Source organism: Mycobacterium parmense (assembly GCF_010730575.1).
GTDB lineage: Bacteria > Actinomycetota > Actinomycetes > Mycobacteriales > Mycobacteriaceae > Mycobacterium > Mycobacterium parmense.
This window is the reverse complement of the sequence record NZ_AP022614.1, coordinates 2689209-2710475: the sequence shown is the minus strand read 5'-3', so window position 1 is coordinate 2710475 and position 21267 is coordinate 2689209. Positions and strand designations below refer to the sequence as shown.

Genomic DNA, 21267 nt, shown 5'->3' with positions numbered 1-21267 from the left:
ACCGGCACGCCATACACACCCGCAACAGGGTATGCTAGCTGCGCAAACGGGGGGCTGGAGGCCTGATGACGGAACCGGCACGATCTCCCGGACGGTTGTACAACCTGCTCGCCCTTTACGCCGCGCTCGACAAGGCCGTAACGGCATCCTCGAATCCGCACGTCGCGCCGATCGTCGAGGGCTATCTCCCCGGCAGCACCGGAGAAGGCCAGCGGGGCTGGTCGGGCAATCTCGAGGACTTTCTTCAGCGCCAGTTCCCGCCTGTCGATGATGCGTTGCTTGCCCTCACGGACGCGGCGCCGCTGAGCGTGCCACAGGTGTCGCGGCTGGTGTACATTCTCGGAGCGCTCATGCACGTGCCGGGCCTGGTCGGAATCGGGCCGGACCAGTACGTGCAAGGGCTCGGCCTGGCCGTCCCGCAAACAGAGACGATCCCCGGCTACGTGAGACAACAGCCCGACCCGGCGCGCCAACTGTTCGATGTGCTGCTGGCGCACTTCCATGCCGGACGGGACTGGAACAAAGCCATCGCCTACGCGCTGGAGCTCGGATGCCTCGATCCCATGGTTGCCCGCGTGCCGCTCTGCAACGCGTGTCTGACGACCCAGGACGGCGTCGAGTGCGTCGTCGTCGACACAACGTTCGACGACGATTCGCTGACCGTAGGCCAGGTGGAAGCGATCCTCGATCCGCGCAACTGGGACAAGACGGCCGGTGAGTTCTTCTGCAGCATGGACGGTCTCACCAGCCCCCCGGATCCGGCGCCGGCCATCCCTTATGAGAACTGGGGACATGTTCTCGAGACGGTGGGCGCCTGGTGCGGTTCGGGAATGCCGGAGCTGAGGACCGACCTGCGGTTCTTCAAGGCGCAGTACTCCGACGGGGCCGTCGTGCAATACGACCTCAGCGGCGCGAACCCCAACGGGGGCGACGGTCAGGTCACTGTCGACAAGGGCTGGCTCAAGGTCGTCACGGGGACGGCGGCGAACCCGAGCGCCGGCGTGACCGTCACCACCAGGAAAGTCGTGCACATCAAGACGCTGTGGCCGATCGCCCAGAAGATCTTCGTCTGCGTCATGGGGTACGGGCAGGCCGCGGCGGAAATGCTGCTGGGCCACGCCAAGAATCCGCCGCCGAACCTGGTCGCGTGGGCCGATCCGCCCGCGCCGCTGACGAACAACCAGGCGATGCAGAGCTTTTTCTCGGCGCCCCAGGGCGGCGCCGAGGCGGTGCTGCCGCCCCCAGCGGCCCGAAAGGAGGAGGCCGCGAAGCCTGCCGCGGCCACCGCCGGTGCCTCGGGCGGCGCCGTCCCGAAGACGGCGGCCGGACTGGCGGTCAGCATGATGTCGGAATACCTCGCGGAAACCGCCAACCAGAGCGCCGCGCTCGCGGCGAAGTTCGCCGACAAGGACCTCACCGTCGACGATCTCGTCACGTTCAGCGCCAAATTCGGCGCGCGGATGGCCAGCGAACCGTGGCGGTTCCTGGCGAGGCTTGCCCAGTTGCCCGCGACCGCGCCGGGCGCGGGCCCCGTCCAGGGCGGAGGCGACACATGAGCGAATCACCCGATACGGTACGGCAATTCACCGCGACCACGAACGCGGCCGTCGCGCAGGCTCGGCTCCTCGCCGACGACGCGGTAGCGCAGATCGACGCCGGCACGTTCGGGTGCGAGGCCTGGGGCCGGTCGATGGTCAAGTTCTTCGACATCGTCGCGCGCGGTTCGGCCAGCCACTTCCGGACCGCGGTGGCCCACGGCTGCGGCACCACGGCGCCTACGCAGGAGGCGGCGTGCGGGTTGCAACCCAGCGGCCCGATTCACGTTGCGGCCGATCCGGGCTACTCGCGCCAGCTGTCGATCCAACAGCAGTTCACGCAGGTGGGTGGGCAAGTCGGCATTCCCGACTCCAAGATCGCATTCCACCCCACCAACGTCCTGGCGGCCGGCGCGACGTCGTTCTCCGTCCGCCTCCTCGACGCCCGGTACATGGGCGCCAGCTACACGGGAACGGTTCGGCTGACGACGCTGACCGGCAACCTGGTCCCCGCGAGTTACGTCGATCGCTTGGTCACCGTCGAGCTGTGAGCGACGACCAGCCCCGGCTGTCGATCGACGAGCTGCTTGACAGGGCGTTCGAGGCCATCAGCCGGGGGGAACGCACCGCGGCTCGAGACCTCGCCGAGCAGGTGCTGGCCATCGACCACGGCAACGCCGACGCCGAGGGGCTGCTCTCCGCGCCCTCCGACCATGGCGAGATCCGCCGGCTGACCATCATGTTCGTCGATCTCGTCGATTCCACCGCGCTGTCCACCCGGGTCGAGCCCGAGACCTATCGCGCCGCCGTCGGCCGCTACAAGGAGCAGGTTCGCCAGATCGTCGACCGCTACGAGGGACACGTGGCCTCGATCAAGGGCGACGGGCTGCTGATCGTCTTCGGTCACCCCAGGGCGCACGAGGACGACGCGCGGCGGGCGGTGCTCGCGGGCCTCGATATCGCGCGCGACGTCGCGAGCCTCAGCGAACGGATCCAGCGCCGGTTCGGCTTCACGGTCGCGGTCCGCGTCGGCGTGCATCGCGGGGTGGTCTACCTCGACCTGCAACAAGACGACGTCTACGGACTGGCCGCCAACCTGGCGGCGCGGGTTTCGGGTCTGGCCCCGCCGGGGGGTGTCGTCGTCTCGTCCGCGGTCGAACGGATCACGGGCAAGCACTTCGCTTTCAAGCGCCTGAAACCTCAACTGGTGAAGGGTATCTCGGGACCGGTCGAGCACTCGCAGGTCCTGGGCGAGCGGGCTGACGCAGCGCGCGCGTCCCACCGGCTGGTTGTGGGGCGCGAGCGCGAACTGGCGTATCTCGCGGACTGCTGGGAGCGGGCCCGCGCGGGGACGCTGGATGCCGTGGGGCTGGCCATCAGCGGGGAGGCCGGCATAGGCAAGAGCCGGCTGGCGGCCGCGGCCGTGGAACAGGCGGAGGCGTCGCGGTCCGTGGTGATCGAGCTGGCCGGTTCGCCACTGCACACCGATGTCGGCCTGCATCCGGTGCGCCGGCTGCTCGAACGCCGCTGCGGGATCGATCGCGACACACCGCAGACCGAGGTCGTCGCCCGCCTGACCGCCGAGGTCGCCGGGAGCGGCCTGGACCCGGCGAGCATCGTGCCGCTGCTGGCGCCGGTGTTGGGGATCTCCCCCGACGCGGGTTACGAGGCGGCCGAAACCGACGGCGCCAAGCTGTATCGGCGGGTCACTCGCGCGGTGCTCGAATATCTGCGCGCCCGCCTCGGCGCCGGCCCCGCGCTCTTCGTCGCCGACGACATGCACTGGTTCGACGAGGACACCACCGGGGTGGTCGAGGCGCTGCTCGACGACGAATCCGGCCGGCTCCTGGTCGTGATGACCAGTCGCGCAGTCGAATCCCTGCCGGCCGGGCCGCGTGTCGCCCACTTCGCGCTGGCGCCGCTGTCGGATCCGCAGAGCGAGGAGCTGATCGCCGCGCTCTTTCCCGAACTGGGCGAGGAGGGGCGCCGGGCGGTGCGCCGGCGCTGCGACGGGCTGCCGCTGTTCATCGAGGAGGTCGTCGCCAAGCTCAGGGAGCAACCCGCCGACGCCGCGGACTTTGCCCACGTCCCCGACTCGCTGTACGAGGCACTGTTTGCGCGGCTGCGGTCCCATCACGCGGTCCGCGTGGTCGAAGGCGCCGCGGTGGTCGGCGACGTCATCGACCGCCGTCTGCTGGCCGCGGCGGTCGAAATCGACGGCGCGGAACTGGATTGCGCGACCGACGAGCTCTGCAAGGGGCGGGTTCTCGAACCGGTGGGGCAGGACGCCTGGCGATTCCGCCACGAACTCCTTCGCGACATCGCCGCCGAACTCTCGCCGCCGACGCTGCGTCGCCGGATGCACGGACGGGTCGCCGACGCGCTGCTGGCGTCGACGTCCGACGCGATCGCCGACTGGCCGCTGATCGCCAGCCACTACGAAGGCGCGCAGCGCTACGAAGCGGCGGCGACGGCCTATCAGAAGGCATCGAAGGCGGCCCGCCGCAGGGGTGCCCTTGCAGAAGCCCTTTCCTATCTGGGACAGGCGATTTCGCAGATCGAATGCCTGCCCGTCGGTCCCGACCGCAACAACCGTGAGATCGCGCTGCGCCTGCGGCGTGGCTTCCTGTTCTATGCGGCCGAGGGTGCGGTGAGCCAGAATGCCGCCGCCGACTTCAAACGTTGCCTGCAGCTGCGGGGGACGGAGATCACCGACGACCTGTTCTCGATACTGACCGCGCTGTGGGGGCATTACGTGATCCGGGCCGACCTGCGCCACGCGCATCAGGTGCTGCAGGCGATCGACGCGGGCATCGTCAAGGGGCAGTCGACGCAATGGCCCACCCTGACGGCCGGATTCGGGATGCTCGCCTGGTATCGAGGCGAATTCGACCTGGCCCGGGAGAAGCTGGAAGCGGCCGCCTCGCACCGGCGCAACGTGCGCCGGGAAGTCATGGCGGCCTGGTTCATGGCGACCGATCCGATCGCATCGATGCACACCCATCTCGCACTGGCGCGCTTCGTCCAGGGCGATCTGCGCGGTGCGGAGGACGAGTTGGCCGAATGCGTGCCGCGGTGCGCATCCATCGGTCTGCCGCAGGGCCCGTTCAGCCTGGCGTACGCAAGGCAGATGGAGGTGCTGATGCGCGTCGACGCCGGCGATCTCGACCGCGCCGCCGCCGTGGCCGCCGCCCTGGTCACCGACGCCCGGGCCCACGGCCTCGACTCCTGGGTGGCGCTCGGCCTGGCCCAGCAAGCCGTCGTCGACGCACTGCGGGCCATGACGGCACGCCCCGCCGACCGAGATGCGTTGCGCGGCCACATCGCAACGGTGACCGGCATCGTCGATGCCTGGCGGGAGATCGGCCTGCAGTCGATGATCACGTTCTACGACGGCGTGCTCGCGCGCCTGCTGCTTGCCGCCGGCCAACCGGCCGAGGCCCGGGAGCGGCTCGTCACCGCGCTGGCGCTGGCGCAGAACACCGGCATGCACTGCTATGACGCGGAGCTGTTGCGCATCCTCGCGCACACTCACCGCGACCCGGCGCAACGGCACGCCCAGTTGTGGGCGGCCATCGAACTGGCGCGCGAGCAGCACGCCACGATATTCGAAATACGCTGCGCTATAGAGTATTTCGAGCTTTGCGGCGAGGTGGCACGGGAAGCTTTGCGCGACAGCGTGTCCCGCTTCCCCGCCGATGGCGCATGGCCGGACTTGGCGCGCGCGCGGGCGTTGCTCGCGTGAGCCGCAGCAAGGGCCGCGTCGCGATCCTGGGTGGCGGCATGGCCGGGCTCGCCGCGGCGTGGCGGCTCAGCGAGCCGGGCTGGCGCGGGCGATTCGAGTCCATCACCGTCTACCAGCGCGGCTGGCGCCTGGGCGGCAAGGCGGCCTCGAGCCGCGGCGCCCACGGGCGCATCGAAGAGCACGGCCTGCACATCTGGCTGGGCTCCTACGAGAACGCGTTCGCGTTGCTTCGCCAGTGCTACGCCGAATTAGACAGGGCGCGAACCGATCCGGCGGCGCCGGTGCAAACCTGGGACCAGGCGTTGATCCCCGCCGACAACCTCGGCCTGGCCGAGCGCTGGGGCACCGAGTGGCTGGTCTGGCTGGGCACCTTCACCCGCAACGACGAGCTGCCGGGCGAGCCGGGCAGCAGCGGTCGTGAGATGACGGCGGTGGGATTCCTGCGGCGCGCGCTCGACCTGCTCGTCGACTTCGCCGAGTCCCTGCGCGGCGTACCCGCCGACGGCCTCGCCTTGTCCACCTCACCGGATCCGCCCGCCGGCAACGATGCCGCCGAGGCCGTGCGGCGCGGCGCGCTGGCCGCGCTGCTGGCCCTGACCGAGGCGCCGCCGGCCGGCGCGGCGGCGACCGACCTGCTCGGCGCCGTCCTCGACGCCATCCGCGGCGCGCTCGACTACGAACGGCGCCCGGCCCACAAGCGCGCCTGGCTGCTGATGTCTCTGGTGACCGCGACGGCCCGGGGGATCGTCGCCGACAAGCTGATCACCGACCCCCGCGGGTTCCGGGCGATCAACGACGAAGACTTCGGGGCGTGGCTGCTGCGCCACGGTGGGCACCCGGACGTGTTGGAATTCCCGCTGATTCGCGGCCTCTACGACCTGGTGTTCGGCTACGAGGACGCCGATCCGGCCCGGCCGGCTTTCGGCGCCGGCCTGGCCGTCTTCCTCACCGGCCTCGTCCTGTTCGAATACAAGGGTGCGGTGTTCTGGAAGATGACGGCGGGCATGGGCGACGTCGTCATCGCCCCGCTCTACCAGGCCCTGCGGCAGCGCGGCGTGCAGTTCGAGTTCTTCCACCGCCTCGACGGATTGCATCTGGACGCGCAGCGCCGCGGCATCGAGTCGATCACCATGGGCCGGCAGGTCCGGCTCGCCGACGGCACACAACGCTACGAGCCGCTCACCGAGGTGCGGGGACTTCCGGTGTTTCCCGCCCGCCCGCTCGTCGACCAGCTGTCGGTCTCCGAGCCGGTCCGTGACTGGCGGGCACTCGAAACACATTGGGGCGGTGCGGCTGACGCCGAGACCAGGGTGCTGCGCCGCGGCGCCGACTTCGACCACGTCGTGCTGGCCGTCTCCCTGGGAATGCTCGACATCGTCGCGCGGGAACTCGTCGACGACCGGCCCGAGTGGCGTGACATGACCACCCATGTGCGCACCGTCGCCACCCAGGCGTTGCAGATCTGGCTGCGGTGCGACGAGGCGTCGCTGGGCTGGCGCGGCAAGCCCGCGGTGACGACCAGCGCCTACCTCCCGCCGTTCGAGACGTGGGCGTCGATGGGGCAGACGCTGTGGGCCGAGCAGTGGCCCCACGACGACCCGGCGCGCACCGTCGCCTACTTCTGCGGCAGTCTCGACGCGCCCTGGCCCGTCGAGGATGACCCGGCCGGCTACGTCCGCCGCTACGACGAGCAGGTTCGCGCCGACGCCGTCAAGTTCCTGAATCGCGATGTGGGACTGTGGTTTCCCGACGCGGTCGGCGACGGGGGTTTTGCGTGGCACCTGCTCGCCGGCCAGCATGTCAGCGTGAACATCGACCCGTCCGACCGCTACGTGCAATCCGTGCCCGGCTCGGACCGCTACCGGCTGAGGCCCGACGAAAGCGGCTACGACAACCTGGTGCTGGCGGGCGACTGGACGGACTGCGGCATGAACGCCGGGTGCATCGAGGCGGCCGTGCGCTCCGGATTGCAGGCCGCCAACGTCCTGCTCGGCCGCGGCCGCCACTACGGCATCCGCGGCTACTATCTGCCGTGACGGCGCCCAACGAGGCCCTGCCCGGGCAGAGCTCGCAGATCCTGCCGCGCCCCAAAGACTTCGGCGCACTCATGCCGCAGGTGGCGCCGGAGAAGGTCGCCGAGAGCGTCACATGGACGGTTTCTTCGCGGCGTACCAGCGAGACGTGCTGCCGCAGCTGCGGGGCTGAAACGTCAGCTGAAAACCGTCGCCGCTGAGCCAGGCACCTTGCCCCTCACCCTGCGAAGGCGGGGCCGTCGAAGCGGTCACGGGTGACGAAGTCGCCGACCGGGCGCCGGCGCAGTTTGGTCAGCTGTCGCACGGGCTTGCCCAGCGGCACGACCGCGGCGATCGCGTGCTGATCGGGGATGCCGAGCAGGGGGCGCACTTGGTCCTCGGCCGCGACGGCCATGGTGGTGAAGGTGCCGCCGTAGCCCTCGTTGCGCGCGGCCAGCAGGACATTCCAGATCAGCGGATACACCGACGCGCCGCCCGCGAGGCCGACGCGGTCGAGGTCCTGGTCCACGGCGGCGACCACACCCAGGTCGACGGACACCACCAGGACCACCGGCGCGTTGGCGATCGGCGCGACGAAGGTGTCGGGTACTTCCGTGGCGTCGATCACGTCCTGCGGGACTGCGGTGGGATTAACCGCGTTCCAAGGGTTTTCGCCCGCCTGGCGCTGCGCGAAGTAGCGCCGGGCAGCGGGGATCCCGAGTTGGGCGAGGCAGCGACGGGTGTCCGGGTCGCGGACCACGGTAATGTGTGCGCCCTGCCGGTTGCCGCCGCTGGGCGCGAAGCGCGCGTTGTCGAAGATCCGCGACAACACCTCGTCGGGCAGGGGGTCGCCGGTGAACTCGCGCGCCGCGAACGTCGTCCGCATCACGTCGTAGAGGTCCATGCCTCGTTTCTACACGCCGGCGGGGGCCCGGCGTTCCAGCCGGAAGGTGCGCTCGAAGCCGGCGGGCCGCGTCGTCAGCGTCACCTCGACCGTGCCGCTCGGGGTGATGACGTAGCGCTCCTCGACGTCGGGGCCGTCCTTCCACCGGCCGACGGGCTGGCGCCCGAGGTCGTCGCGGTCGCGCAGGGCCGGGTCGAACGGGAACAGGACCGGGTCGTAGGGCGTCACGTCGCCGTCGGGCCGGCCGTTGACCAGGCGGCTGCATTCCACGAACCGGAAATGCCCGATGTTGTGCGCGGCGCGATAGGTCCGCTTGACCACCAGGGGGGTCTGCCCGTCGGCGGGGAGGGACACGTCCTTGCACACAATCGGGTCGAAGACGACGCCGGCGCCGGCCTCCGCCTCGCGAAACACCCCGAAGTTGCGCGAGAAGCGTTCGGACAGCGCGAAATCGGCCTCGCTGTCGAGGAAGACGGCCAGACCGATCGCCGTGGCCGCGAAGGGATGGGGCGAGCGCTTCACGCGCTTCTCGCCGAAGGTGGTGCGAAGCATCCGCGACACGAGCGGGAAGCTGCCCGCGCCGCCCACCACATAGATGCCGGCCACCTCCGACCACGTCACGTCCCTGCCGCTGGGATCGTGCAGGACCCGCTCGAGCAATTGCATGGTCTTGTCGACCAGCGGCGCGCACGCCGCGTAGACGTCGTCGACCGGGCAGGCGAACGGCGGCCGGTCGGCCCCGTCCACGCCGGTGAGGTCCACCAGGAAGCGGCGCGTCTGCGGGCCGACCGACTCCTTGCGCGCGGCGCACTCCTCCCTCAGCAGGTCGCGCGCGGCGGTGTCGAGCCCACGCAGGCCGGACCGGGTCGTCACCAGGTCCAGAATCGCCTCGTCGAAATCGTCGCCGCCGAGGCGCTGGATGCCCTCGCTGACGACGACCTCGTGGGCATGCCCGGTCATCTTCAGCAGCGAGGCGTCGAAGGTGCCGCCGCCCAGGTCGTAGACGAGGACGTACTCGCGCTTGGCGGTGATGGTGGAGCGGTACCGGTGTGCGTACTCCAGGCTCGCCGCGGACGGCTCGTTGAGCAGCGCGACGACGTGGAAACCCGCCGCCACGAAGGCATCCAGGGTGAGCAGGCGCTGGGCGCTCGAGGCGTTGGCCGGCACGCTGATCGCGGCCTCGACGGTCTCACCGACCGGCAGGCCGGCGTTGGAGCGCGCGACGAGGTCGCGCTTGAGCGCCGCGAGAAACCCGGTGAGCAGGTCGGTCAGCCGGTGCCGGCGGCCGGCCAGGTTCACCTCGGTTTGCGGTCCCGCGTCGTTGAGGAGGCGCTTGAAGGACCGCAGCACCGACCATCCCGGCTCGTGGCGGACGGCCGCCGCGTCGGCGCCGTAGCGCAACTCGCCGGCCGCGTTGCCGGCGATGACCGACGGCCAGGCGTCGAGCCCGTCGAAACAGACGACCGGATAGTTGCCCCGGTCGACGGCGGCGACGACGGTGTGGGTGGTGCCAAAGTCGATACCGACTCGCATCGCAAAATCTTAGGACCGTGGCGGGGATTTCGGCACGACCAATTTGCCCGCGCGCCGCCGCCGCCGCGACCGGTTCGGTCAGTCCTCGAAGTGGCGCTCGTAGTCGGTGCGCTCGAGCCACCATTGCAGGGTGTAGATCCCCCTGGCGGCGATCACCATCAGCACGGCGGAGGTCAGCGTGACGACGATGTTCACGGTCGCCCCGGGACGCCGAGAACCGGCGATGCCCCGACCGTGGCCGGCCGCGGCGCGCTGTGGTCGGCGGCAGCGCCGAAGGGATTGTTTCCCGTACGCGACATGTGGCCCGCCTCCCTTGCCGTCTTGCCTGGAAACGACCGTACGGCGGGAAAGGGCCCGGGGGCGCGAGTAGCCGGCTACCTGTCTGTGCCGCCCGCGCCACGCGCGGCGGGCGCCGCCAGCGCGTCCCAGCGTTTCTGCAGCTCGCGCTCGTCGGCGGTGGGGAGCAGGCCCGACGGCGCGAACCGTTTCGACGGCACCGGGCCGTCCTCGGTGAGCGGCCGGCCGCTGCCGCGAATTGCCCTGAGCGCGACCGTAATTCCGGCGACGGCCACGATCACGACCGCCACGGCGAACAGGATCGACAGCGTGCCCTGGATGGCGGTGTTCCTGATGACGTCGTCGAGCTGATGGGCGTTCTTCGCCGAACCGAACGACGTCTTCCCGGCGTTGAGCGCCGCCAGATAACGGGCGTGCTGGGTCCAGTAGCCGACCGCAGGATCGGCGGAGAAGATCTTCTGCCACGACGCGGTCAACGTCACCGTCAGATCCCACAGCAGGGGAATGCCGGGAATCCACGCCCAGCGCAGCAGGCCCTTCTTGACGACGACCACGGTGACGACGGTCAGCGCGATCGCCGCGAGCAGTTGATTGGCTATACCGAAGAGCGGAAACAGCGTGTTGATGCCGCCCAGGGGATCGGTCACCCCCATCAGCAGGATGCTGCCCCACGCCGCGGCCACGGCGAGGCTGCAGATCCACACGCCGGGACGCCAGCTCGGGTTGCGCAGCTTGGTCAGCGGTCCGCCCAGGTTGCCGAGCGTGTCAGAGAGCATGAAACGCGCGACCCGGGTGCCCGCATCGACGGCTGTCAGGATGAAGAGCGCCTCGAACATGATCGCGAAGTGGTACCAGAACGCCTTGAGGCGTGCGCCGCCCACCACCCGTTCCAGCACTTCTGACATCCCCACCGCCAACGTCGGCGCCCCGCCGGTGCGTGACACGATGGACTTCTCGCCCACCCCGGCGGCGGCTTGGGCCAGCCGTCCGGCGGTCGCCGGCGGCCCGGACAGGCCGAGCCGGTTGACGTAGTCCGCGGCGGTGGCCGCGGTGCCGCCGGTCTGTGCGGGCGGGGCGTTGAGGGCGAAGTACACGTGCTGGTCGAGGATGGCGGCGCTGATCAGCGCCATGACGGCCACGAACGACTCGGTGAGCATGCCGCCGTAGCCGATGAGCCGCATCTGGCTTTCCTTCTCCAGCAGCTTCGGCGTCGTCCCCGACGAGATCAGCGCGTGGAAACCCGACAGGGCGCCGCATGCGATGGTGATGAACAGGAACGGAAACAACGAGCCGGGGAACACCGGCCCGTCGCCGCCGGTGGCGAACCGCGAGATCGCCGGCGCCTGCAACACCGGCCGGGCCACGAAGATCCCGACCGCGAGCAGCGCGATGGCGCCGACCTTCATGAACGTGGACAGGTAGTCGCGCGGCGCGAGCAGCAACCACACCGGCAGCACCGACGCCACGAAGCCGTAGCCGACGATCAGCCAGGAGACCGTAACCGGTGACAGGTTCAACCACGCTGCGGCCCAAGAGGTTTCGGCGACCCACGCGCCCGACGCCACGGCCAGCAACAGCAGCGTGAAGCCGATCAGCGACACCTCGGCCACCCGTCCCGGCCGCAAGAACCGCAGGTAGCAGCCCATGAACAGGGCGATGGGGATGGTCATGGCGATGGAGAAAACACCCCAGGGGCTCTGCGCGAGGCCGCGCACCACCACCAGGGCGAGCACCGCGATGATGATGACCATGATGACGAAGGCCCCGACGAGGGCGGCGGCGCCCCCGGTGGGCCCGAGCTCGTCGCGGGCCATCTGTCCCAGGGAACGACCCCGCCGGCGGGTGGATATCCACAGCACCAGGTAGTCCTGCACGGCGCCGGCGAACACCGCGCCGACGACGATCCAGATGGTGCACGGCAGGTAGCCCATCTGGGTCGCCAGCACCGGGCCGACGAGCGGCCCGGCCCCGGCGATGGCGGCGAAGTGATGGCCGAACAGCACCCGCCGGTCGGTGGGCACGTAGTCGGCGCCGTCGTCGAGCAGCTCGGCCGGTGTGGCGTGGTCGTCGCGCGGGCGCACGATCTTGTTCTCGATCAGCCGCGCGTAGAACCGGAACCCGATGATGTAGGTGCAGATCGCCGCCACCACCAGCCACACCGCGTTGACCGTCTCGCCGCGGGCGAACGCGACGATCGCCCAGGCGATGGCCCCGGCCACGGCGATCGCCGCGAACACGACCTTGTGCCGGGGGGTGATGGGGGAGCGGTCGACGATCGCCACGGGTGGGAGATTGTCGTCGGTTCGGATGTAACTGACGTCCCGGGCCATGAACCCTCCTCATCCTCCGTCGCGAGTGTGAATCTACCGATGCCCGACCGGTGTGTCTCGCCCCGGAATGCACAGGTGCGAACCTCAGTACATGGCCCGCACCGCTTCGATGGTGTCGGCCTCGGCGGGACCCTTGTCGTCGCGGTAGCGCACGACGCGAGCGAACCGCAGCGCCAGCCCGCCCGGGTAGCGCGACGACTTCTGCACGCCGTCCAGGGCCACCTCGACGACCTGCTCGGGGCGCACGTCGACCACGTACCCGTCGGTGGGGCCGACCGCGAGCTCGGTGAACCGCGCGGTCTGCCAGTCGAGCATGGCGTCGGTCATCCCCTTGAACGTCTTGCCAACCATGACGAAGCCGCCGGTGGCCGCGTCGCGCGCGCCGAGGTGGATGTTGGACAGCTTGCCGCGGCGGCGGCCCGACCCCCACTCCACGGCCAGCACCACCAGATCCAGGGTGTGCACCGGCTTGACCTTGAGCCAGCCCGCGCCGCGCCGTCCCGCCTGGTACGGCGCGGCTGGCGCCTTGGCCATCACCCCTTCGTGTCCGGCGGCCAGCGTCGCGGCCAGGAACGCCTCGGCGTCGGCCTGGTCGGAGGTGAGCAGGCGGTCGACGCGTTGGGTGGGCGGCACCAGGGCGTCCAGCGCGGCCAGCCGCTCGGTGGTCGGCGCATCCAGCAGGTCGGCGCCGTCGCGGTGCAGGACATCGAAGAAGAACACCGAAAGCGGTTGCGCCGCAGCGGCCTTGGCCACATCGACCGAACGCCCGAACCGCGACGCAGTGACCTGGAAGCGGTGCGGGCGGTTGTCGGGCCGCAGCGCGATCGCCTCGCCGTCGGCGATCAGCTCGCGCACCGGCAGCGCCAGCGTCGCCTCCACCACCTCCGGCAGCCGGGCGGTGACGTCGTCGAGGCTGCGGGTGTAGACGGTCACCTCGTCACCGGACCGGTGGATCTGGACGCGTGCGCCGTCCAGCTTGGCTTCGAATATCGTTGCCCCGTCGTGCTTTTCGAGGGCCTCGGCAACCCCGGTCGCGGTCTGGGCGAGCATCGGCCCGATGGGCCGGCCGACCCGCAGCGTGAACGCCTCGAGGGCCGCGGGCCCGCCCGCCAGCGCTGCGGCGGCGACGGCCGGCAGGTCGCCGCCCAGCATCGCGGCCCGTCGCACTGACGCGGCCGGAAGCTCGGCGGCCCGGGCGACGGCGTCGGCCATGATCCCGGCCAGCGCGCCCTGGCGCAGCTCGCCGCCGAGCAGGCGCAGCAGGAAGGTCTGTTCGGTCTCGGTCGCGGCGGCGAACAACCCGGCCAGCAGTTCGGCGCGCCGGGCCTGTGAGCCCTTGCCCGATACCGCGCCGATCCGGGAAAACATGGCGTCGACCGAGGTGACGCTCAGTGTCGGGTGCGGCGCGGCCGGGGGCCGCGAGCGCAGCGACGCCCAGCCCACGCCGATCTGCCGCTGCCGCAGCTCGCCGGAGAGCCACGACACGACGATGGCGACGGCGTCCGCGTCCGGTGCGGCGCGGCCGAGCAGCGCGGCGATGCACGCCACCTTGGTCAGCCGCGACGCGGTGCCGCCGACCTCGGCGGAGGTGGCCGCCACGTCGTGGAGAAGCACGGTTGCCAGCTTGGCATGACTCGGTGACAACCCTGGTGGCTCGACACGCTAGCGTGCCTGCGTAACGTTACAGATCGCAGGAATTCTGACACGCCTAAGGAGAGGTCCGGATGGAGATCAACGGGAAGAAGGTCGTCGTCATCGGCGGCGCGTCGGGCATGGGCCGCGCGACCGCCGAGTTGCTGGCCGAGCGCGGCGCCGACGTCGCGGTGCTCGACCGCGAGGGGTCCGACGGCAAGACCGTCGCCGAGGGCCTGGGTGGGGCGTTCTACCCGGTCGACATCACCGACTTCACCGGCACCGAGGAGACGCTGCAGGCCGCCGTCGACAAGCTCGGTGGCCTGCACGTGGTGGTGACGACGGCCGGCGGCGGGATCGCCAAGCGGACCCTGACCAAGGACGGCCCCCACGACCTCGAATCCTTCCAATCCGTCATCGACCTCAACCTGATCGCCAGCTTCAACATCAGCCGGCTGGCGGCCGCGCACATGGCCAAGAACGAGCCCGAGGACGAGGAGCGTGGCGTCATCATCAACACCGCGTCGATCGCGGCGTTCGAGGGCCAGATCGGCCAGATCGCCTATACCGCAGCCAAAGCCGGGATCGCCGGCATGTGCCTGACGATGGCCCGCGACCTCGGTTCGCTGGGCATCCGGGTACTCGCGATCGCGCCGAGCCTGTTTCTGACCGGCATCACGGCCATGGTTCCCGACGAGATGGCAGCGGCCCTGACCAGGGACGCCGCCTTCCCCAAGCGGATGGGCCGGCCGATCGAGTACGCCAAGCTGGCCGCGGCCATCATCGACAACCCGATGCTCAACGGCCAGTGCCTGCGACTGGACGCCGGGCAGCGCTTCGCGCCCAAGTAGGCGGCTGCCCCGCGGCCGGTGCTCTCCTCGCATTAAGTACACTCTTTAGGCAGCCGCCCCGCTCCCCCTCGGAGCGGGGCCGGCGGTCACACCCCAGTCGCGAGGAGGGCCTCATGGCGATCGCACTGACCGACGACCACCGCGAACTCGCCGAGGTGGCCCGCGCGTTCCTCACCTCGCAGAAGGCGCGCTGGGCGGCGCGATCGCTGCTCGACGCACCCGAGGAAGGCCGGCCGGGGTTCTGGCAGAACCTGGCCGAGTTGGGCTGGCTCGGCCTGCACCTCGACGAGGAGCACGGCGGGTCGGGCTACGGCCTGCCCGAGTTGGTGGTCGTGATCGAAGAGCTCGGTCGCGCGGTGGCGCCCGGGCCTTTCGTGCCCACCGTGATCGCGTCGGCGGTGATCGCCAAAGCCGGTACCCCCGAACAGAAGTCGCGGCTGCTGCCGGGACTCGTCGACGGCACCGTCACGGCCGGAATCGGTCTCGACTCGCAGGTGCGGGTCACCGACGGCGCGGCCGACGGCGACGCCGGGATCGTGCTGGGCGCCGGGCTGGCCGAGGTGCTGTTGATCGCCGCCGGCGACGACGTCCTGGTCCTCGAGCGCGACCGCGCCGGTGTGTCTGTCGAGGTGCCGGAGAACCTGGACCCCACCCGGCGCTCCGGGCGAGTGCGCCTGCGCAGCGTGAGCGTCACCGCCGACGACGTCCTGACCGGGGCGCGCGAGTCGGCCCTGGCCCGGGCCCGCACGCTGCTGGCCGCCGAGGCGGTGGGCGGGGCGTCGGACTGCGTCGACGCCGCGGTCGACTACGCCAAGGTCCGCCAGCAGTTCGGCCGCACCATCGCCACTTTCCAAGCGGTGAAACATCATTGCGCGAACATGCTGGTGGCGGCCGAGTCGGCGCTGGCCGCGGTGTGGGACGCCTCGCGCGCCGCGGAGGAGGACTCTTCGCAGGACGAAGAGCAGTTCCGGCTGGCCGCCGCCGCCGCGGCGGCGCTGGCCTTCGGCGCTTACGCGCGCAACGCCGAGCTCAACATCCAGGTGCACGGCGGCATCGGCTTCACCTGGGAGCACGACGCGCACCTGCACCTGCGGCGGGCGCTGGTGACCTCGGCGCTGTTCGGCGGCGACGCCCCGGCCCGGGATGTGTTCGACCGCACCGCCGCCGGCGCGGTCCGGGAGAACAGCCTGGACCTGCCGCCCGAGGCCGAGCAACTGCGCACCCGGATCCGCGCCGACGCCCAGGAGCTGGCGGCGCTGGACAAGCAGGCGCAGCGCGACAAGCTGATCGCGACCGGCTACGTGATGCCGCACTGGCCCAAGCCATGGGGCCTGGCCGCCGACGCCGTGGAGCAGCTGGTGATCGAGGAGGAGTTCCGGGCCGCCGGCATCAAGCGGCCCGACTACGGGATCACCGGATGGGTGATCCTGACCCTGATCCAGCACGGAACCGATTGGCAGATAGAACGATTCGTCGAGAAGGCGCTGCGTAAGGACGAGATATGGTGCCAGCTGTTCTCCGAGCCCGAGGCGGGGTCGGACGCGGCGTCCATCAAGACCAGGGCCACCCGGGTCGACGGCGGCTGGAAGATCAACGGGCAGAAGGTGTGGACGAGCGGCGCCCACTACTGCGCGCGCGGCCTGGCCACCGTGCGCACCGACCCCGAGGCGCCCAAGCACGCCGGGATCACCACGGTGATCGTCGACATGAAGGCGCCCGAGGTCGAGGTGCGGCCGTTGCGGCAGATCACCGGCGGCTCGGATTTCAACGAGGTGTTCTTCAACGACCTGTTCGTCCCCGATGAAGACGTCGTCGGCGAACCCAACTCGGGCTGGACGGTGGCGCGCGCGACACTGGGCAACGAGCGGGTGAGCATCGGCGGCAGCGGGTCGTTCTACGAGGGGCTGGCCACCGCGCTGGTGGACCTGACCAAAGCGCACGCGGACCGGTTGGCGGGCGCGGAGGTTCGCGTGGGGTCCTACCTCGCCGACGAGACCGCGCTGCGGCTGCTCAACCTGCGCCGGGTGGCGCGCAGCGTCGAGGGCGCGGGGCCGGGCCCCGAAGGCAACGTCACCAAGCTCAAGCTGGCCGATCACATGGTCGAGGGCGCCGCGATCATGGCGGCCCTCACCGGGCCGGAGGTCGCGCTGGTCGACGGGCCCGGCGCGGCCGCGGGCCGGCTGGTCATGGGCGCCCGAGGCATGGCCATCGCCGGCGGAACCTCCGAGGTGACCCGCAACCAGATCGCCGAGCGGATCCTCGGCATGCCGCGCGACCCGCTGATCAATTAGACGGGCGCGAACGCCGGCGCGCCGCCGCCGGCCGGCCGGAGCTCGACGGCCATCCCGCACGTCACCGAATCCGGGTCGCAGTCAACGATGTTAGCGGCCACCCTCAGGCCCTGCTGCTCGGCGAGCTCGACGATCGCGATGACGTAGGGAACCGGGATCTCCGGGTTGTAGGGGTGGTGGTTGACGGTGTAGGTGAACACCGTGCCCCGCCCGGATACCGGACGCGCCTCGATCGCGCTGCCGCAGTCGCGGCATTCGCCGGCGGCGGGGTGCACCCAGTGCACACAGGCGTCGCAGTATTCGATGAGCAGCTGCGAGGAACTGTCGGGCACCGCAATACAGTACACTTTTTAGACTTCGGCGGGCTGGGACGGGCGGTGCACATGACGCATTTCGAGAAGGACGCGATCCTGTCCGGCGTCGGTATCTCGCGCATCGGCCGCCGCACCGGCATTGCGGGGCTCGAGCTCACCATGGAGGCGGTTCGGGGGGCGATCGCCGACGCCGGGCTGGCGGCGTCCGACATAGACGGCATCGCGACGCTCGGCGACACCCCGGCGGGGGAGGTCAACGCCGAGCTGCGCATCGACGCGGCCGACTGCGGAGCAGGCTTCGGGACCGGCGGCCTGCTCAGCCCGGTGATGTCGGCGTGCCGCGCGGTCTCCGAGCGGCGCGCCCGCCATGTGGTGGTGTACCGGACGATTCAGATGCTGGGCGGCACCGTCCCCGTGAAGCAGGACGAGAACGCGCCCGTCCCGCCGCTGGCGCGCATGTTCTCCACACCCGAGGGCGAGCCGAAGCCCGCCGTCGGCGCGATGGACGACGTCAACGACCTCGTCGCGGCGCACGCCTACTCCGCGGCGAACTGGCTGGCACTCAACTGCCGCGCCCACATGCAGATGTACGGGACAACCAAGGAACAGCTGGGCTGGCTGGCGCTCAACGGCAGGCGTAACGCGGCGCTGAATCCGCTTGCGGTCTATCGCGATCCGATCACCATGGCCGACTACCTGGGCGCGCGGCCGGTGTCCACGCCATTCGGGCTGCTGGACTGTGACGTCCCCATCGACGGCTCCGTCGCCGTGGTCGTGTCGCACGCCGAGTACGCCGTCGACTGCCCGCACCGCGCGGTCGCGGTGGAGGCGATCGGCGGGTCGGACGGCGCCGGAGGGTGGTTTCACCGCGCCGACTACCCGAAGATGGCGATGTCCGACGCGGCCGCGCAGATGTGGTCGCGCACGCAGCTCAAGCCCGCCGACCTCGGCGTCGCCGAGTTGTACGACGGGTTCACGTTTCTCACCCTGGCGTGGTTGGAGGCGCTGGGCATCTGCGGCGACGGCGAGGCCGGGCCCTACGTCGAGGGCGGCGCGCGCATCGCCCGCGACGGTGAGCTGCCGCTGAACACGTACGGCGGCCAGCTCTCGGCCGGCCGCATGCACGGCTACTGGGCGCTGCACGAGGGGTGCCTGCAGTTGCGTGGCGACGCGGGGGAGCGGCAGGTGGCCCGCCGCCCGCAGGTCGGCGTCGTCTCGGTGGGCGGTGGGCCCGTCGCCGGGTGCATGCTACTCACCTGCTGAACGAGCCTGTGCGAGCGCGTAGTTGAGCCCACAGACCGGCCAGGCGGACAAACTGGCAGCCAAGACCGCCCGCGACATCGAGGCGGACATCGCTCGTCGCGGCTGGGTGGTCGGCGAATCGCTGGGCTCCGAACAGGCTCTGCAGCAACGCTTTCGGGTGAGCCGTTCGGTGCTGCGGGAGGCCGTCCGGCTGGTCGAACACCACCGCGTGGCCCGGATGCGCCGCGGGCCGGGCGGCGGGCTGCTGATCTGTGAGCCCGACGCGGGCCCGGCCACCCGCGCCGTGGTCATCTACCTCGAATACCTGGGCACGACCCTGCCCGACCTGCTCACCGCGCGCCTCGTGCTCGAGCCCCTCGCGGCCTCCCTCGCCGCGGATCGGATCGACGAGGCCGGCATCGCCCGGCTGCGGGCCGTCCTGAGCGCCGAGCAGCGCTGGCGCCCGGGAGCGCCGGCGCCGCGCGACGAGTTCCACATCGCCCTCGCCGAGCAGTCGCACAACCCGGTCCTGCAGCTGTTCATCGACATCCTGATGCGGCTCACCACGCGCTACGCCCTGCAGTCGCGTGCGGAGTCGCCCAGCGCCGCGATCGAGGCGGTGGACCACATGCACCAGCACCACGCCGAGGTCGTCGCGGCCGTCACCGCCGGCGACGCCGCCCGCGCCAGGACGCTCACCGAGCGCCACGTGGAGGCGGTCACCGCCTGGCTGCAGCGCCACGGGAGCCGTGCGCGCGCGACGCGCCCCACCCGCCGGCCCCCTCCGGACGTGCCCCGCGGCAAGCTCGCCGAGACGCTGGCCGCGACCATCGGCGACGACATCGCCGCGGGCGGCTGGCAGATCGGCTCGGTGTTCGGCAGCGAGACGGCGTTGCTGGACCGCTACCAGGTGAGCCGCGCGGTGTTCCGCGAGGCGGTCCGGCTGCTCGAGTACCACTCGATCGCGCAGATGCGCCGCGGCCCCCGCGGCGGGCTCGTCGTCACCCAGCCACGGGCGCAGGCCAGCATCGAGACCATCGCCCTGTACCTGCAGTACCGCAACCCGAGCCGTGAGGACCTGCGCTGCGTGCGCGACGCCATCGAGATCGACGACGTGGCCAAGGTCGTCAAACGGCGCGCCGAGCCGGAGGTGAGGGCCTTCCTGGCGGCGCACCGAGCAGCCGACCGCGCGGTGTCCGAGCGGACCGGCGGCGACGTTCGCCAGGGGGCGGTCGAAGAGTTCCGGTTTCACGTCGGACTGGCGCAACTGGCCGGCAACGCGCTGCTGGACCTGTTCCTGCGCATCATCGTCGAGTTGTTCCGCCGGCACTGGACCAGCACCGGCCAGGCGCTGCCCACCTGGGCCGACGTGGTGGCCGTCGACCACGCGCACCTGCGGATCCTCGACGCGATCGAAGCCGGCGACGACAGCCTGGCGCGCTACCGCGTCCGTCGTCACCTCGACGCCGCCGCCTCGTGGTGGCTCTAGTCCAGGTGTGACGCGTTGCGCGGCATAGCCGAGGCGCTCGGCGGGTATGGAAGTACGAACAGTGGACGCGCCGGTCCAGCAGGGGGGCGGCAGCAGTGATCGAGAGTGAGAGCGCCGGGATGACCGCGGGCACCGAAGGCGGAGGGCCTGAATTCGTGCATTCGGCGCTTTTCTACCACTCCCAGCGGGAGTGTGTGGACTTCGTCGAACATTTCGTGGTCGAGGGTCTCGCTAGGAACGAGGCGGTGCTGATCGCCGTGCCGAGAGCCGAACTGGCGCTCCTGCGCGACGCGCTGTGTGACGGCGGGGGGCTGCCGGACGACCTGCGACTGGCCGACGTGGCCGAGGCCGCGCGCAACCCCACCCGCTTCATGGCGATGCAGGGATGCTTCGTCGACGACCACCCCGGCCGGCGGGTGCGGATCGTCAGCCAGATCGCCTGGCCCGGCCGCAGCGAGGAGGAGATGCAGGCCTGCGTGGAGCACGAGGCGCTGGTCAACGCGGCCCTGGAGGGTTACCCGGTGACCGGTGTCTGTCTCTACGACGCCGAACGGCTCGACGACGGCATGCTGGCCGAGGCCCGCGCCACCCACCCGATGCTGTGGAGCTGCGGTTCGTTGGACCACAGCCCCGAGTACGCCCCCGAGGACGCCCTGCGGCGCTGCAACCGGCCGCTGCCGACGAATCCGGGGGCGGTGACCTATCTGGTCGGCAGTTCGGCGGACCTCCGGCCGGCACGCAACTTCGCGCTCAGCTACGCCGGCTGGGTCGGACTGTCACCCGACGACATCGAGGACCTGCAGCTGATCGCCACCGAGCTGGCGACCAACAGCCTGATGTACGGCGGCGGCGGCTGCCGGCTGGCATTCTGGCGCACCGGCGAGCATCTGGTCTGCGAGGCGCGCGATTCGGGGTGCTTCGACGACCCGCTGGTCGGGCGTCTCGAACCGGGACCCCAGGGAGCAGCCAGCCGCGGCCTGTACCTGATCAACGCCATCGCGGACCTGGTGCGCACGCACACCACCAGCCGCGGCACCACGATCCAGGCCTACCTGCGGCTGGCGCCGTCGCCGCTGCCGATCAGCTGACGCG

14 protein-coding genes and 1 pseudogene are annotated in these 21267 nt (G+C 70.8%); 10 read left to right on the top strand and 5 right to left on the bottom strand.

All coding sequences use genetic code 11. The features are described 5' to 3' along the window. Positions 1-65: 65 nt before the first annotated feature. From G6N48_RS12295 to G6N48_RS28790, 5 genes and pseudogenes are all read left to right on the top strand, one after another. Positions 66-1556, top strand: coding sequence for a hypothetical protein (locus G6N48_RS12295; RefSeq protein WP_139825645.1), 1491 nt, complete (start codon positions 66-68; stop codon positions 1554-1556). Next, complete coding sequence (locus tag G6N48_RS12290; RefSeq protein WP_085267904.1) at positions 1553-2086, top strand: hypothetical protein; 534 nt, start codon at positions 1553-1555, stop codon at positions 2084-2086. The genes G6N48_RS12295 and G6N48_RS12290 overlap by 4 nt, the downstream gene beginning before the upstream one ends. Beyond that, entirely contained in the window at positions 2083-5280 is a 3198-nt protein-coding gene (locus G6N48_RS12285; RefSeq protein WP_085267905.1) for an ATP-binding protein, read from the top strand. Before G6N48_RS12290 ends, G6N48_RS12285 begins: the two co-directional genes overlap by 4 nt. After that, on the top strand, positions 5277-7316 hold the full coding sequence (locus G6N48_RS12280) for an FAD-dependent oxidoreductase (protein ID WP_139825646.1): 2040 nt from the start codon (positions 5277-5279) through the stop codon (positions 7314-7316). Before G6N48_RS12285 ends, G6N48_RS12280 begins: the two co-directional genes overlap by 4 nt. Positions 7317-7324: 8 nt before the next feature. Then, positions 7325-7485 (top strand): annotated as a pseudogene (locus G6N48_RS28790) (LLM class F420-dependent oxidoreductase); the annotation flags it as partial. Positions 7486-7530: 45 nt separating this feature from the next. Here the strand turns inward: G6N48_RS28790 and G6N48_RS12270 are convergent. The 4 genes from G6N48_RS12270 to G6N48_RS12255 form a co-directional block, all read right to left on the bottom strand. After that, positions 7531-8196 carry a nitroreductase family protein gene (locus tag G6N48_RS12270; RefSeq protein WP_085267906.1) on the bottom strand — a complete coding sequence of 222 codons (666 nt, stop codon included), beginning with the start codon at positions 8194-8196 and terminating at the stop codon, positions 7531-7533. 9 nt (positions 8197-8205) lie between these two features. Then, positions 8206-9729, bottom strand: a complete 1524-nt coding sequence (locus G6N48_RS12265; protein ID WP_085267907.1) for an Hsp70 family protein — start codon at positions 9727-9729, stop codon at positions 8206-8208. A gap of 374 nt (positions 9730-10103) precedes the next feature. Further along, entirely contained in the window at positions 10104-12356 is a 2253-nt protein-coding gene (locus G6N48_RS12260; protein WP_085267908.1) for a carbon starvation CstA family protein, read from the bottom strand. A gap of 84 nt (positions 12357-12440) precedes the next feature. After that, a complete protein-coding gene (locus G6N48_RS12255; RefSeq protein ID WP_085267909.1) occupies positions 12441-13970 on the bottom strand; it encodes an ATP-dependent DNA ligase in 1530 nt (509 codons plus the stop codon). Between the two features lie 110 nt (positions 13971-14080). On the opposite strand from G6N48_RS12255, the gene G6N48_RS12250 reads away from it, so the two are divergent. Further along, complete coding sequence (locus tag G6N48_RS12250; RefSeq protein ID WP_085267910.1) at positions 14081-14839, top strand: SDR family NAD(P)-dependent oxidoreductase; 759 nt, start codon at positions 14081-14083, stop codon at positions 14837-14839. Positions 14840-14952: 113 nt separating this feature from the next. Further along, on the top strand, positions 14953-17130 hold the full coding sequence (locus tag G6N48_RS12245; RefSeq protein WP_085267911.1) for an acyl-CoA dehydrogenase: 2178 nt from the start codon (positions 14953-14955) through the stop codon (positions 17128-17130). Here the strand turns inward: G6N48_RS12245 and G6N48_RS12240 are convergent. After that, the gene (locus G6N48_RS12240) at positions 17127-17462 is read right to left on the bottom strand and encodes a Zn-ribbon domain-containing OB-fold protein (protein ID WP_085267912.1); all 336 of its coding nucleotides are present in this window, start codon (positions 17460-17462) and stop codon (positions 17127-17129) included. The two genes, G6N48_RS12245 and G6N48_RS12240, sit on opposite strands and share 4 nt — an antisense overlap. Before the next feature lie 51 nt (positions 17463-17513). Between G6N48_RS12240 and G6N48_RS12235 the strand changes: the two genes are divergently transcribed. The 3 genes from G6N48_RS12235 to G6N48_RS12225 all read left to right on the top strand — a co-directional run bounded on the left by G6N48_RS12235 (position 17514) and on the right by G6N48_RS12225 (position 21263). After that, positions 17514-18707 carry a thiolase family protein gene (locus G6N48_RS12235; RefSeq protein WP_085267913.1) on the top strand — a complete coding sequence of 398 codons (1194 nt, stop codon included), beginning with the start codon at positions 17514-17516 and terminating at the stop codon, positions 18705-18707. A 22-nt stretch (positions 18708-18729) separates the two neighbouring features. Next, a complete protein-coding gene (locus G6N48_RS12230; RefSeq protein ID WP_085267914.1) occupies positions 18730-20175 on the top strand; it encodes a FadR/GntR family transcriptional regulator in 1446 nt (481 codons plus the stop codon). A gap of 95 nt (positions 20176-20270) precedes the next feature. After that, the gene (locus G6N48_RS12225) at positions 20271-21263 is read left to right on the top strand and encodes a sensor histidine kinase (RefSeq protein ID WP_139825647.1); all 993 of its coding nucleotides are present in this window, start codon (positions 20271-20273) and stop codon (positions 21261-21263) included. Positions 21264-21267 lie beyond the last annotated feature (4 nt).

Excerpts from the sequence above, each read along its gene's own strand:
- G6N48_RS12260 (WP_085267908.1), bottom strand. The coding sequence starts at position 12,356 with ATGGCCCGGGACGTCAGTTACATCCGAACCGACGACAATCTCCCACCC.
- G6N48_RS12245 (WP_085267911.1), top strand. The coding sequence starts at position 14,953 with ATGGCGATCGCACTGACCGACGACCACCGCGAACTCGCCGAGGTGGCC.
- G6N48_RS12250 (WP_085267910.1), top strand. The coding sequence starts at position 14,081 with ATGGAGATCAACGGGAAGAAGGTCGTCGTCATCGGCGGCGCGTCGGGC.
- G6N48_RS12295 (WP_139825645.1), top strand. The coding sequence starts at position 66 with ATGACGGAACCGGCACGATCTCCCGGACGGTTGTACAACCTGCTCGCC.
- G6N48_RS12235 (WP_085267913.1), top strand. The coding sequence starts at position 17,514 with ATGACGCATTTCGAGAAGGACGCGATCCTGTCCGGCGTCGGTATCTCG.
- G6N48_RS12290 (WP_085267904.1), top strand. The coding sequence starts at position 1,553 with ATGAGCGAATCACCCGATACGGTACGGCAATTCACCGCGACCACGAAC.
- G6N48_RS12270 (WP_085267906.1), bottom strand. The coding sequence starts at position 8,196 with ATGGACCTCTACGACGTGATGCGGACGACGTTCGCGGCGCGCGAGTTC.
- G6N48_RS12265 (WP_085267907.1), bottom strand. The coding sequence starts at position 9,729 with ATGCGAGTCGGTATCGACTTTGGCACCACCCACACCGTCGTCGCCGCC.